Source organism: Anaerostipes rhamnosivorans (genome assembly GCF_005280655.1).
Lineage (GTDB): Bacteria > Bacillota > Clostridia > Lachnospirales > Lachnospiraceae > Anaerostipes > Anaerostipes rhamnosivorans.
The window spans coordinates 2,145,295-2,158,062 of the sequence record NZ_CP040058.1; the positions used below are offsets into that span (position 1 = coordinate 2,145,295).

Consider the following 12,768-nt stretch of genomic DNA (forward strand, 5'->3'; position numbering starts at 1 on the left):
TATGCTGCTCCTTAGTTCTCCTCTTTATAGTAATTGATCAGGCATCCCTTCAGGATGATCTCTCTCTCATCATCTGTAAGTTCTCCCAAGGACAGCTCAAATTCAAGAAGCTCCCCGTCCTTCACAACAAAGGCCTGGATCTTGCCTGCTTTCTTCTCCACTGCCTCTCTGATACCCGGCAGGAATAAGTAGTCCTTGTTCTTAAACGGTAGCGCTCCTTCTTCGATTGTCAGCGGAAGCATTCCCCAGTTGATCAGATTAGAGCGGTAGCGCTTAGTAGCATATCCGTTGGCAATGTTTGCCCATCCGCCCAATACCTTCTGGCAGGATGCCGCCTGTTCTCTGGCAGAGCCGTCACCCGGCTTCACTGCGAAGATGGTACTTCCGATCCCAAGATTGCCTTCTCCGGTTCCCGGATACTTTTTATTGACAGCCTCCATGACAGGCTTTAATTCTTCTACTACATCCAGAGGACAGGTTCCCGCCTCAATGGCTTTCTGGCCTTTCTGAATCTCCTTTGCAAGTCCCACATATGCAGGATCTTTTCTGGACAGCGTAAACTCTGCCAGCCCAAGAGGATTAGAGCGGTAGGAAGAAGTCTCCCCTGACGGGATCAGCTCATCGGTTGTGGTGACTGGATCGTGGATCTCAGACACAACCTTTAATAAGAGATTCTCAGGGAGTGCAGACATCTTAGGCCAATCCTTTATATTGGGTCCGAACTGTACTTCCACGGAAGTATCCGCCACACCCTTGCTGTCAAACACACGGTTCTCATAAATTGTTTTGTCAAAGAAGTACTTTGGTACATTAAAATCAGAATCCAGATCTGTGGCTGGAGTCAGGTATCCCTTGTTTGCCGCAGTGGCTGCGATGGATCTAGCATCCATCAGTGCCACGGATGCGATCTGCCCGCTCTGTAACTTGGAGCCCTCTCTGTTCGGGAAGTTCCTTGTAGAGTGACGGATACTAAACGCATTGTTGGCAGGTGTGTCTCCGGCTCCAAAGCACGGTCCGCAGAAGGCTGTTTTTACAACGGCTCCTGTGGCCATGAGATCCGCCACCGCTCCGTTCTTTACAAGCTCCATGAAGACCGGCGTACTTGCAGGGTAAACACTCAGGGTAAACTCATCAGAACCGATGCTGGCTCCCTTTAAGATATGAGCTGCCTCACAGATATTCTCATATCCGCCGCCGGCACATCCCGCGATGATTCCCTGATCTACATACAGTTTTCCGTCTTTGATCTTATCCTGAAGCGAGTAATCTACAGCTCCATCTAGGCTTACCATGGCGCGTTTTTCCACTTCTGCCAATACATCACTTAAGTTTGCATTGACTTCATCAATTGTATACGTATTGCTCGGATGGAATGGCATGGCGATCATCGGTTTGATCTTGGATAAATCCACTTCCACCATTCCGTCGTAGTATGCAACGGCTCCAGGATTTAATTCTTTGTAGTCCTTTTCCCTGCCGTGGATCTCATAAAATTCCTTGATGGTATCATCTGTCTTCCATATAGAAGAAAGACAGGTTGTCTCTGTGGTCATAACGTCAATGCCGATCCTGAAATCCGCTGACAGGTTTGCCACACCAGGCCCTACAAATTCCATTACCTTGTTGTTCACATATCCGCACTCAAATACGGCGCCGATGATGGCCAGAGCCACATCCTGAGGCCCTACCCCTTTTTCAGGTTTTCCGGTGAGATAAACACCGACAACGGAAGGCATGTTAATATCATAAGTACGGTTCAGCAGCTGCTTTACAAGTTCCGGCCCGCCTTCACCCATAGCCATGGTTCCCAGTGCACCATATCTTGTATGGCTGTCAGAACCAAGGATCATCTTTCCTCCGCCTGCGAGCATTTCTCTTGCAAACTGATGAATGACTGCCTGATGAGGAGGTACATACATGCCGCCGTAGCGCTTTGCGGCAGTCAGGCCGAACATGTGGTCATCCTCATTGATCGTTCCGCCAACGGCACAGAGGCTGTTATGGCAGTTTGTGAGCACATAAGGGACCGGGAACTTTTCAATCCCTGACGCTCTTGCGGTCTGGATAATCCCCACAAAAGTAATGTCATGGGATGTCAATGTATCAAATTTAATCATCAGCTTGTCCATGCTGCCGGACGTGTTATGATCGTTAAGAATTCCATATGCGATGGTGTTTTGTTTCGCTTCTTCTTTTGTCGGGACAGACCCAACAAGCTGGTTTAATCGTTCTGCGTTTTTTTCATCTACAAGTTCGGTGCCGTCTACTAAAAATGCACCTTTTTCATACAAATTAATCATACTTTCCTCCTGAATCTTTTTAGGAGATTATATCATAAGATGCTGTTTTAGGAAAGAAAAATAAGCTGGCACCATTAAAAACTTTATATCTGGCATTTTCATCAATGCCACTTTTTTATTAAGATAAATGAAACGGATTTGAGCAATCTTAATTGAGGAGGAATGATCGTTATGAATCAAACGAAAAAACTTGTATATACCGCTCTTTTCACGGCTTTGTGCTGTGTGGGGACCATGGTCATCCAGATCCCAACCCCTGCCACCCACGGCTATATTCATCTGGGTGATGCCTTTGTCATCTTAAGCGGTGTTATCTTGGGAAAGAAGTACGGCTCTCTGGCCGCCGGTATCGGCTCTGCCTTTGCGGATATCTTTTCAGGCTATGCTTACTATGCGCCGACTACCTTCATTGTAAAGTTCATGGTGGCGCTCTGTGCAGCCGTACTGTATAAAGCCCTCACCAGTCACGGAGTGAAAGAACTGATCGCCATGATCCCGTGCGGACTGGCTGACATCTTATTTGTGGTGGCAGGATACTTCCTCCACTCCTATATTACGGAGGGAATCGGACCAGCACTTTTAAGCGTGCCTTCCAATGCCATCCAGGGCTGTTCCGGCCTGATTGTGGCAGCCATTCTGCTGCCAATCCTGACGGCAGTTCCGGATATTAAAAAAGCGAAATTGTGCATGAACCACGAGTAGTCTAAAAGAACTGCTGCCCTTGGATATTACTCCCCGGGGCAGCAGTTCTTTTATGTTCTGTATTCTTATTTCTTATCGTATAAAAATTCCTCTGGCAGGTTTACCTGAAATGCTTCACCCAGATCCCTGAAATTCTGCGGTGTGATGGTCTTAAGCTTATCAGGTCTTACAGACAGCACTTTTATGAGAATCTCTGCTGCCTTTTCCACGGTGTGCATCAGACCGAAGGTGTTGTCAAAATCCTCTCCGGAACAAAAGATGCCGTGATGAGCCCATATGATAGCGTTGTACTTATTCATCAGCCTGCTGGATTCCACCGCAATCTCTCTTCCTCCCGGAACCATCCATCCAACAGTTCCGATCCCATCTGGAAATATAACCGGACACTCGGTCATCATTTCCCACAGTTCTCTTGTAAATACCTTGTCATCAATGGGGAGGATAAAGGTCAGTGCAATCACATTAGGTGTGTGGGAATGATAGATCACCCTGTGGGCTCCGCCTGTAGCTTCTTTTTTCACCTCGTGGTTCATCAAATGGGAAGGCAGTTCACTGGTGGGCACTCCGCCTCCTTCCAGTCCCCAAACGATCCGATAATTCTCTCCCCTGCTGTCGATCTCGATGACAGCGATGTTTGTCTCCGGCTTAAGCTCCACATTGCGGAAGTATTTGCCGGAACCCGTCACCAAAAAATACTCACCGGCCAGTCCCGGAACTTCTGTTCCGATCGGAGTGAACTCCCGTTCCAGGCTAAATGCCTCCCTGATCTTAGCAACTTCCTCCGGCTTCATACGGTAGGTTGCATTTCCGCCGTTCCTCTCGTGCCACCCCTGCGCAAAGCCGTCTGTGCACATTCTGATAAATCCTTTGATAAATTCTGCTCCCAATACGTTCATGTTCTGCCTCCTCTAATCGCGCTTTAACAGGATATTGTTTTCGTAAGCTTTTACTTCCTGAAACCAGTCCTCTTTTGCAGGTACCCCGTTGATCTCACAGAAATAATTCCATACGTCCCCCGCCGGATACAGCTTCAATTCCTCCTGCATCACCATAAGCTCCGTGAATTCCCTGTTCTCCTGCAGCCCCTTAAGCTTCTCATTAGGTCTCAGCATGGCTGTGAGCAGGGCTTTCTGCATGTTTCTCATGCCGACCACCCAGGCTGAGATACGGTTGATACTGGCATCAAAGAAGTCCAGCGCAAGGAGCACATGCTCTGTCCCGCTCATAACGATCTCCTTTGCAATCTCTTTTGTCTCATCATCCAGAAGAACCACATGATCGCTGTCCCAGCGCACCGGCCTGGTTACATGAAGAGCCACCTTGTCTGAAAACAGAAGCATGGATGAGATCTTGTCAGAGACTACCTCTGTAGGATGGTAATGTCCGTTGTCCAGCAGGCAGAGGATATCATTCTTAGCCGCATAGTTCATATAAAACTCATGGGAGCCTACGGTATAACTTTCCATGCCGATGCCAAACACCTTGGATTCCACTGCCACATTGACTTTTTCCTTGTCATAGCCTGCCGCCAGGATCTGGTCCAGGGAGTCCTTCAGCCTTGCTCTGGGTGCCTTTCTGTCTGAGGGAATGTCCTTAAAGCCGTCAGGGATCCAGATGTTCATTGTGCAGGGAGTTCCAAGCTCCTCTGCAAAATATTCGGAGATCCTTAAGCATGCCTGGCCGTGACGGATCCAGAACTGCCTGATCTCTTCATTTTCACTGGAAAGAGTCGCTTCCTCCGCTTTTGGATGAGAAAAATAAGTAGGGTTAAAATCCAGGCCCAGGCCTCTTTTCTTTGCAAATTCCACCCATTTTTTAAAGTGCTTCGGTTCCAGGGCATCCCTGTCCACAAATCCATCTTCAAACACAGCGTAGCTGGCGTGCAGGTTCAGCCTGTGTTTTCCCGGAATCAGGCTCATCGCCTTGTCAATGTCTTCCATCAGCTCTTTTGGTGTCCTCGCTTTTCCCGGATAGTTTCCCGTAGCCTGAATCCCTCCGGATAACGCTCCCTCTCCTTCAAAACCGGCCACATCGTCTCCCTGCCAGCAGTGCATAGAGATCGGTACATTTTTTAAATTTTCCAGTACCTGATCTGTGTCCACCCCGATGTTTCTATAGCTTTCTTTTGCCGCCTCATATCTTTCTTCTACTGTCATGATGCTTTTCCTCCTATATTTTCCGGTTTATAAATTTCTATTTCAAATGACTGCGCCACACAGTTTCTTGCTTCTTTCAAATCCTTAAAACATCCGGCGTATCTCATCTGTAAGAGCAGGCTTCCTATGGCTGTTGCCTCTGACGGTCCTGCATATACGGTACACCCGGTATATTTTGCTGTCAGCTCATTGAGGTATCCGGCGTTTGCGCCTCCGCCCACTACATAAATCTTTTCATACGTTTTACCTGTCAGGCTCTCGATCTCCCTGATGGTCTTTGCATAACATTCTGCCAGACTGTGATAGATCACTGCCGCTGTCTCCCACTCGCTCTTCGGCACCTGCTGTGAGGTCTTTTGGCAGTAATCTTTTACCGCCGCTATCATGCTGTCCGGTGCCAGAAATGACTCATTGTTGCAGTCCACAATGGATGGGATCGTCTGCTTAGATGCCATCTCACAGAGATAGGAAAATGAATATTCCGTGTCAAACTCCTTCTTTACAGACTGTATCATCCACAGTCCCATGATATTTTTCAAATAACGGAACCGGTAATCCACGCCTCCCTCATTGGTCAGGTTGGCCTTCATACTTTCCATGGAACAGTCCGCTTTTGTAAGCTCGGTTCCCATCAGGGACCATGTGCCAGAGCTGATATATAAAGCCTGTTCATCTTCCGTTGGTATGGCTGCCACTGCAGACCCAGTATCATGGGTTGCCGGAAGCACCACCTGGCAGTTGAATCCGATGTCCTTCTGGATCTCCTCAGTGAAGTTTCCGACAAAAGTTCCGGGAACCGCTATTTCCTGAAAGATCTCTTCAGGAAAACCGAGACGCTTTATCAAAGGATAATCCCAATCCTTTGTCTCCGGATCCACCAGTTGCGTTGTGGTGGCATTGGTGTACTCCGTCTTCTTGACTCCTGTCAGAAGAAAGTTAAAGTAGTCCGGGATCATAAGAAGGCTTTTGGCCTGATCAAGACGTTTTGGTTCCTTCTCCCTGTCCGCTGTCAGCTGGTAAATTGTATTAAAGATCTGCTTCTGTATCCCGGTTCTCTCATACAGCTCCTTAAGAGAGATCTCCTCATATACTTTTGTATCCATTCCCTGCGTCCTGCTGTCACGGTACCCGTAAGACTTTCCTATAGGACAGTCATTTTCATCCAGTAAAACGTAATCCACTGCCCAGGTGTCGATTCCCATACAGACAGGAATTTTCCCCAGATCCCTGCATTTTTTAAGCCCCTGCTTGATCTCGTAAAACAGAGCGTCTGTGTTCCAGCACAGGGAGCCGTCCTCGTTCTCCATACTGTTTGGAAACCGGTAGATCTCGTCAAGCTTCAGCTTTCCGTTTTCCAGAGTGCCTAAGATATGCCTTCCGCTGGAAGCTCCGATGTCCACTGCCAAAAAATATTTTTTCATTTTTCTGCCTCCTGATCAGTCTAAATGGAATACCAGCTGAAGGTCTTGGCTGACCGGGCTGTTGTCCGGATTCGTCTCCATGATGTCAGCCATAAAATCCCACCATTTTCGGTTGATCTGCGTATCTGCCCCCTGGTTCCATTTCTCTTCATCTTCGATTTCTATGTATCCATACAAAACATTGGTTTCCGGATCCAGATAGATAGAATAATTGCTTCCGCCATATTCATTGATCATATCCTTCATCTCCGGCCACAGCTGGTTGTGTCTTTTTTCATATTCTTCTGCCTGCCCTTCATAGAGCTTCATTTTGAATCCTTTGTATTGTTTCATTCTTTACCTCCTGCTGTTCTTTGGCTTCCGTTAATCCATACTTCAGATAGGTGGCAATGCCTCCCAGTACAAAGTAGCAGACCGTGATCGGAAAAGAGATTGTTTTCCATGTTTCCACACCGATGCCTCCTGCGAATACCAAAACTGTCACAGCTGCCAGAGCAGCTAAAACTGCATAGGACAGGAGCGCTGCCGCTTTCTGGAATTCAGGTTTCTTCGGCACATATTCGATGATATTTTCATCTTCCTCTTCCATTAATTCCTCAAGTGCCGCCCGCACCTTCTGGTCTTCTTCCTTCTGGGCCGTATAGTCCTCCCTGGCTCCCATGGAACAGGCCAGAATGATATAACTTACCATGGCAAGAAGATACGTGGGCAGGAATAAAAGATAAGAGTGGATCACTCCGGTCAAGGTCATCACCACCACAAATACCAGTGAGATCAGCCATGCAAAGAGACCTGCATAATTAATCTTCCATCCTTTAAATGTAGCCCAGTATCTGGTGCCGCCCAGTTTCGGAAGGATCCAGTGTTCCGTAAAAATCACTGCCCCGATGGCCGGAATCACAAGCACAATGATGTTGACAATCGCCATAATGTTCATGGTAATCGGGAAGCATGCCGCAAAGGTCATAACTGCGCCGATCACATAGGTGAGCTTTTTCAGTGGTATCTTGTTAAATATAGTTTCAAATGCGAGACTTGCACGATAAATATTCGGATTGGCAGTGGTCCACCCTGCCACAATGACTGCCAGCAGGCCGGTTGCCCCCAAAACGGCTCCTGTGATGGCTCCTGAATCCAGGATAAGCAGAGATTTGTTCAATATGACAGAAGCTGTTGCTCCCATGATTCCCGCACTTCCCCATGCAAAAAAATGTCCTATAAACATTCCGTAAGAGGTAATAAATCCGTATTTTGGAGTCTTTGCGTAGCGGAACAATGCCATATCGTTCAGTCCGCCATGGTAAGCCAGATTGCACATCCAGGCAAATCCAATGACATGGATGATACCCAGCTTCTGTCCTCCCGGAATGACTGCCCCGTTCCACACACTGGTGTTTAGAAGATTCATAAAGTCGGCAAAACTATGTACCGGCGCCCCGTTGGTTACCTTGATCAGTTCAGGGACAACCACGAAGACTCCTGCTGCAAAAATAATGATCATCCACGGCACACAGACGGATGAGAATTTGGCCACCGCCTCAAATCCATTTGCCGCCACTAAAGTTACAATGATACCCAGCACAATGACCACCAGAATAAATTTGATATCCGTCGGATACCACTGAGTCTGCAGTCTGATCCCAAAGATTTCTCTCACTGCTGAGGCCGATACGGTCAGCATGGATGCTGCCATGGCAATGGATGCCAGCCCCCAGACAAAGTTGTAAACCTTCTGCATGTAAGGTCCCATGACCTTTTTTAAGTAAGAATATAGGGTAACTCTTGTGTCAGTCCCAATCGGTGCACAGATCAGTGCGTATGTCAGCGTTGCCAGAATGTTGCCGATAAACAGTCCGATAAAAATGTCTGTGGCCTTGACACCCCAGGTCACCAGTGTAGCGCCGATGACAAACTCTGTAGCCGCGATGTGTTCTCCGCCATAAATCCCAAAGAAATTCCCAAGTCCGGAAATGTTCTTTTTGGAAATGGGCCGGTCTTCCGGCGGGACAGCCGATGCCTTCCTTCGATACTCTGCGTTCATATGTTTCTCCTCCTTTTGATTTCGTTCTTTCCTTCGATACATTAAGTATAAGAAAAACCACGCCCAAAAGTTAGGACGTGGTTTGACGAAAAAGGTGTCTTTATTTGACTGTACAGGAGCATAGTACCCGCAGGGCTTTTTGGTTCCATAGAGAGATACAAAAAACTTTCCTATGGAACAAAAAAAATATCCCGAACACATTTGTTTGTATTCGGAATATTTCAATGCTCTTTTTCTTATAACCGCTCATAATGCGACCAGAGACTTAAAATTTTTATCGTCTGTTCCTCTTCATAAACTTGATATACAAGACGATGTTTTATATTAATACGCCGGGAAATCAAGCCATCGAAATTCCCTACAAGTTTTTCATACGGAGGCGGATTCTGAAATGGATCCAAAGAAATAATTGTGAGTAATTGTCTGGCCTTTTTTTCTAAGCCCGCCTGTTTTATCAACTTCTTTTCTTTAGAGGCTTGCTTTGTAAATACAATTTTGTATTTTACCACTCTTCATCCTCCTTATATTCTTCACAATCTTCAATAGGAGTCTTCATTCCAACTTGCAGATGTTCTCTCATCCCTGGTATGTTATTCAAATAAAGTGTTTCTTCAATCGCTTTCCAATCTTGCTCGCCAACTAAAACTGCATTTTGTCCTTTGCTATTTACAATCGTTACAGGCTCGCTTCCGTTATTCACTTTCTCTAAAAGATTATAGATATCTCGTCTTGCATTCGTGACATTTACAACACTCATCATCATCCCTCCTTCCCTCTTTCATCTACTTAAATATATTATAGCGTACGTTTTGGCGTACGTCAAATATAAATAACTATACTTTATTATTATCTTTTATATACGTATTTGATCCCCGTTTCGGTGAGTCAGGCGGTATTCTCTGGGGGACATATGATATTTTTCTTTAAACTTCCTGTAAAAATAGCTGCTGTTCTCATAACCGACAGCCGCCACAATATCTGCGATGGACAGATTTGTCTCGGACAACAGTGTCATGGCTTTCTGGAACTTCTTTCTCTGCACCAGTTCCTGGAACGTGTGTCCGAAATTTTGTTTGATCATCCGGCTCAGCACAGACAGGGACTGGTTCAAATCCTCTGAAAGCTTAGAAAGATTCGCCTCCTTGTAATGCTGGTCTATATAACTCAGTGTTGTCTGGAGTACGATCTCCTTGTAATTCTGGGGAGAAGTATAGTCCAGCTTGTCTATATGGTTTAGTATATGAAGGAACACAAGCCCCATAGACAGCTGGTTGATCTTTTCTTCATTTTTGCCCAGGTTTTTTAAGGAATAGACGATGTTCTCCATAAGATTCTCAATCTCTAAGATACCGGAAAGCTTAAACAGCAGATATTTTTCAGAAAAGGAATTTTGTCTGAGCGTATCCACCAGAAAATCAGCTAACACATTATTTCCCTGGAGCATCTGCAGCGGAATATCAAAAAACTCCGGCAGAGCGATAAAGTTGATCCCCAGATCCTCCCTGGATGCGCAACAGATGCTGTGGCGGACATGTTGGTTCAGGATGAGAAAATCTCCCTCCTCCATGACCACTTCCTTACCGCCGATAAAATGGGTGATCTTTCCCTGGCAGACATACATCATCTCTATATAATTATGATTATGCTCCGGAAAATCAATAAATCTTGTGTGTGTCCTCACCTGGATCAGACGCCCGTCCCTCAGAAGTTTTTCGGCTTCCACTTCAAACGTCTTTTTTGTGGTATATAAAGTTCTGCTTACATTTCTCCCGTCCAGGATCTTCTGTTCTTCTTCTGTTATGACTTCCAACTGGCTGATCAGGCTTTCCCTCACAAAAAACACCCTCTTTCTAACTGGACCGGCGTCTCTTTTATTTCAGACGGTACATATGGTTTAAAGGACCACTGCCCTTTCCCAAATCCAGTCCGTCAAGCAAAGCGCCGGTAATATATTCTTTTGCATTCTGAACGCTTGTCTCCATATCACATCCCATGGCCAGGTTGGATGCAATGGCAGATGATAAAGTACAGCCTGTCCCATGGGTATTTTGATTATCCACTCTTGTACCACGGAACATCTTCATCCTGCCATGACAGAACAGGTAATCGTTGGCATCCTCCACCGAATGCCCTCCCTTCATCAGGATCGCTCCGTCAAAGTATTCCCCGATCTTTGCAGCTGCCTCCTGCATATCCTCTTTTGTTTGGATGCGCACTCCGGAAAGCACCTCCGCCTCCGGCACATTTGGTGTGATGATATCCGCCAGAGGGAACAAAGTTTCTTTCAATGCGCCGATGGCATCTTCACTGAGCAGCCGGCTTCCGCTGGTAGACACCATAACCGGATCCAGTACAATGTTCTTTGCTCCATATTCCTTCAGCTTTTCGGCAGCTGCCTGGATCAGTTCCTTTTCCGATAACATTCCGATCTTAACTGCATCCGGGAAAATATCTGTAAATATACAGTCCATCTGCTGCTCCAGAAATACTTTTGAAACATTATAGATTCCTGCAACTTTAGTAGTGTTTTGCGCGGTCAGCGCCGCTATGGCTGACATTCCATAAACTCCATGGGCCGCCATAGTCTTTAGATCAGCCTGGATTCCTGCGCCGCCGCTGCAGTCAGATCCAGCAATGGTTAATACAGTCTTCATCTTCGTTTCATCTCCTCTGCTTTCTTTCGTAACTCCTTTGTCTCCTGCCTGATATCTTCAGCGCCAAAAATGGCAGAGACAACGGCAATACCGTCCACGTGGCTGCCCTGAAGCTCCATCAGGTTGTCTTTTTTAATCCCTCCGATGGCGACCACCGGTATGGACACTGCATTACACACTCTTTGAATTTCCTCAAACTCCACAACCTTGGCATCCGTCTTTGTGGGGGTGGCCTTTACAGCCCCAAGGCCAAGATAATCCGCTCCGTCAGCCTGGGCCTTTAATGCCTCTTCCACGTTATGTACGGACACTCCGATGATCTTGTCCGGGCCCAGGAGTTTTCTGGCATTTTGGCATGCCATGTCATCCTGTCCCACATGTACTCCGTCGGCGCCGCACTCCAAGGCAATCTCCACCTCATCATTGACGACAAAAGGTACATGGTACTGCTGTGAAAGTTCAGCCATCTCCCTGGCCTCCTTTAAAAATGCATCACGGTCTAAATTCTTTTCCCGCAGCTGCAGAAACGTGATGCCTCCGTCCAGCGCATCTTTTACCTGCTCCATCAATGTCTGTTTTCCCACCCATGCTGCATCCGTCACCGCATACAGGGTCATTGCCTTAGATTCTACTTTCAACTTTTGCGCCCCTTTCCAGCTCTTCGGCCTTAAGACAACTCATTTCATCAATGAGATGCATCCTAAGGGAAGATGTACCTCTGCATTTTCTTTTTGCGTTCTCCCCACAGTATCCCATAGCACATACCGCAACGGCTGCCGCCTCCAGTACATGGTCCTTGTTGGATCCCACAAACCCTGCGATGATACCGTCCAGCATACATCCGGTCCCGGTGATCCTCGCCATCATCGGATCTCCGTTTCTTATAATATAAGCCCTGCTCTCATCCGTGACAATGTCGATGGCTCCAGTGATGGCAATCACCGCACCGGTCCGCACAGAAAGATCCTGTGCCATCCGGATCATTTCCCCTATATTCTCCTCTGTCACCGCATCGGCTACATTGGCATCCACTCCCATGGTGGCTCCGCTTCCTGCATACACTGTCTTGATCTCAGAAACATTCCCCCGTATGACAGAAAATTTCACTTCGTCAAGAAGCCTCTTTGCCGTCTCAGTTCTTAAACTTGACGCACCGGCGCCCACCGGATCAAAGATCACCGGATGCCCCAGCAGATTGGCCCTTTTTCCTGCCAGCACCATAGCCTCTATGGTCCTGGCATTTAATGTTCCTATGTTGATCACCAGCGATGTACAGATACTCGTGATCTCTTCTACCTCACTCTTGTCATCCGCCATGATCGGTGATGCTCCTGATGCCAGAACCATATTCGCCACATCATTGACCGTCACATAATTGGTCATGCAATGGACAAGGGATGGATTTTGTTTTACATTATGTAAGATTGTCCGATACATACAAAACCTCCTGGAAACTTTAAAAATCCCTGCGTTTCTAATTATACCATACTTCAG

13 protein-coding genes are annotated in these 12,768 nt (G+C 46.8%); 1 reads left to right on the forward strand and 12 read right to left on the reverse strand.

From position 1 onward, the window contains the following. Positions 1-11: 11 nt before the first annotated feature. A complete protein-coding gene (locus tag AR1Y2_RS10645) occupies positions 12-2,300 on the reverse strand; it encodes a hydratase (RefSeq protein ID WP_137328929.1) in 2,289 nt (762 codons plus the stop codon). Between the two features lie 171 nt (positions 2,301-2,471). On the opposite strand from AR1Y2_RS10645, the gene AR1Y2_RS10650 reads away from it, so the two are divergent. Next, on the forward strand, positions 2,472-3,002 hold the full coding sequence (locus tag AR1Y2_RS10650; RefSeq protein ID WP_137328930.1) for an ECF transporter S component: 531 nt from the start codon (positions 2,472-2,474) through the stop codon (positions 3,000-3,002). 65 nt (positions 3,003-3,067) lie between these two features. Here the strand turns inward: AR1Y2_RS10650 and rhaD are convergent, their stop codons facing one another. The 11 genes from rhaD to thiM all read right to left on the reverse strand — a co-directional run bounded on the left by rhaD (position 3,068) and on the right by thiM (position 12,711). Further along, positions 3,068-3,898: a rhamnulose-1-phosphate aldolase gene (gene rhaD, locus AR1Y2_RS10655; protein WP_137328931.1), complete on the reverse strand. Its 831-nt coding sequence runs from the start codon at positions 3,896-3,898 to the stop codon at positions 3,068-3,070. Positions 3,899-3,910: 12 nt separating this feature from the next. Then, positions 3,911-5,158, reverse strand: coding sequence for an L-rhamnose isomerase (locus AR1Y2_RS10660; protein WP_137328932.1), 1,248 nt, complete (start codon positions 5,156-5,158; stop codon positions 3,911-3,913). Beyond that, a complete protein-coding gene (rhaB, locus tag AR1Y2_RS10665) occupies positions 5,155-6,579 on the reverse strand; it encodes a rhamnulokinase (protein ID WP_137328933.1) in 1,425 nt (474 codons plus the stop codon). Before rhaB ends, AR1Y2_RS10660 begins: the two co-directional genes overlap by 4 nt. A 15-nt stretch (positions 6,580-6,594) precedes the next feature. Further along, positions 6,595-6,912: an L-rhamnose mutarotase gene (gene rhaM / locus AR1Y2_RS10670; protein ID WP_137328934.1), complete on the reverse strand. Its 318-nt coding sequence runs from the start codon at positions 6,910-6,912 to the stop codon at positions 6,595-6,597. Then, positions 6,875-8,620 (reverse strand): purine-cytosine permease family protein, encoded by a 1,746-nt coding sequence (locus tag AR1Y2_RS10675; RefSeq protein WP_137328935.1) that lies wholly within the window; start codon positions 8,618-8,620, stop codon positions 6,875-6,877. The genes rhaM and AR1Y2_RS10675 overlap by 38 nt, the downstream gene beginning before the upstream one ends. A gap of 236 nt (positions 8,621-8,856) precedes the next feature. Beyond that, the gene (locus AR1Y2_RS10680) at positions 8,857-9,129 is read right to left on the reverse strand and encodes a Txe/YoeB family addiction module toxin (protein WP_137328936.1); all 273 of its coding nucleotides are present in this window, start codon (positions 9,127-9,129) and stop codon (positions 8,857-8,859) included. Further along, positions 9,123-9,383 carry a type II toxin-antitoxin system Phd/YefM family antitoxin gene (locus AR1Y2_RS10685; RefSeq protein WP_243118728.1) on the reverse strand — a complete coding sequence of 87 codons (261 nt, stop codon included), beginning with the start codon at positions 9,381-9,383 and terminating at the stop codon, positions 9,123-9,125. The genes AR1Y2_RS10680 and AR1Y2_RS10685 overlap by 7 nt, the downstream gene beginning before the upstream one ends. A 90-nt stretch (positions 9,384-9,473) precedes the next feature. Continuing rightward, positions 9,474-10,454 (reverse strand): AraC family transcriptional regulator, encoded by a 981-nt coding sequence (locus tag AR1Y2_RS10690; RefSeq protein ID WP_137328938.1) that lies wholly within the window; start codon positions 10,452-10,454, stop codon positions 9,474-9,476. A 37-nt stretch (positions 10,455-10,491) separates the two neighbouring features. Further along, positions 10,492-11,274: a bifunctional hydroxymethylpyrimidine kinase/phosphomethylpyrimidine kinase gene (gene thiD / locus AR1Y2_RS10695; RefSeq protein ID WP_137328939.1), complete on the reverse strand. Its 783-nt coding sequence runs from the start codon at positions 11,272-11,274 to the stop codon at positions 10,492-10,494. Continuing rightward, a complete protein-coding gene (thiE, locus tag AR1Y2_RS10700; protein ID WP_137330251.1) occupies positions 11,271-11,891 on the reverse strand; it encodes a thiamine phosphate synthase in 621 nt (206 codons plus the stop codon). Before thiE ends, thiD begins: the two co-directional genes overlap by 4 nt. 4 nt (positions 11,892-11,895) lie before the next feature. After that, positions 11,896-12,711 (reverse strand): hydroxyethylthiazole kinase, encoded by an 816-nt coding sequence (gene thiM, locus AR1Y2_RS10705; protein ID WP_137328940.1) that lies wholly within the window; start codon positions 12,709-12,711, stop codon positions 11,896-11,898. Positions 12,712-12,768: the final 57 nt, after the last annotated feature.

Excerpts from the sequence above, each read along its gene's own strand:
- rhaB (WP_137328933.1), bottom strand. The coding sequence starts at position 6,579 with ATGAAAAAATATTTTTTGGCAGTGGACATCGGAGCTTCCAGCGGAAGG.
- rhaM (WP_137328934.1), bottom strand. The coding sequence starts at position 6,912 with ATGAAACAATACAAAGGATTCAAAATGAAGCTCTATGAAGGGCAGGCA.
- AR1Y2_RS10645 (WP_137328929.1), bottom strand. The coding sequence starts at position 2,300 with ATGATTAATTTGTATGAAAAAGGTGCATTTTTAGTAGACGGCACCGAA.
- AR1Y2_RS10660 (WP_137328932.1), bottom strand. The coding sequence starts at position 5,158 with ATGACAGTAGAAGAAAGATATGAGGCGGCAAAAGAAAGCTATAGAAAC.
- AR1Y2_RS10650 (WP_137328930.1), top strand. The coding sequence starts at position 2,472 with ATGAATCAAACGAAAAAACTTGTATATACCGCTCTTTTCACGGCTTTG.
- thiD (WP_137328939.1), bottom strand. The coding sequence starts at position 11,274 with ATGAAGACTGTATTAACCATTGCTGGATCTGACTGCAGCGGCGGCGCA.
- AR1Y2_RS10685 (WP_243118728.1), bottom strand. The coding sequence starts at position 9,383 with ATGATGATGAGTGTTGTAAATGTCACGAATGCAAGACGAGATATCTAT.
- rhaD (WP_137328931.1), bottom strand. The coding sequence starts at position 3,898 with ATGAACGTATTGGGAGCAGAATTTATCAAAGGATTTATCAGAATGTGC.
- AR1Y2_RS10675 (WP_137328935.1), bottom strand. The coding sequence starts at position 8,620 with ATGAACGCAGAGTATCGAAGGAAGGCATCGGCTGTCCCGCCGGAAGAC.
- thiM (WP_137328940.1), bottom strand. The coding sequence starts at position 12,711 with ATGTATCGGACAATCTTACATAATGTAAAACAAAATCCATCCCTTGTC.
- thiE (WP_137330251.1), bottom strand. The coding sequence starts at position 11,891 with ATGACCCTGTATGCGGTGACGGATGCAGCATGGGTGGGAAAACAGACA.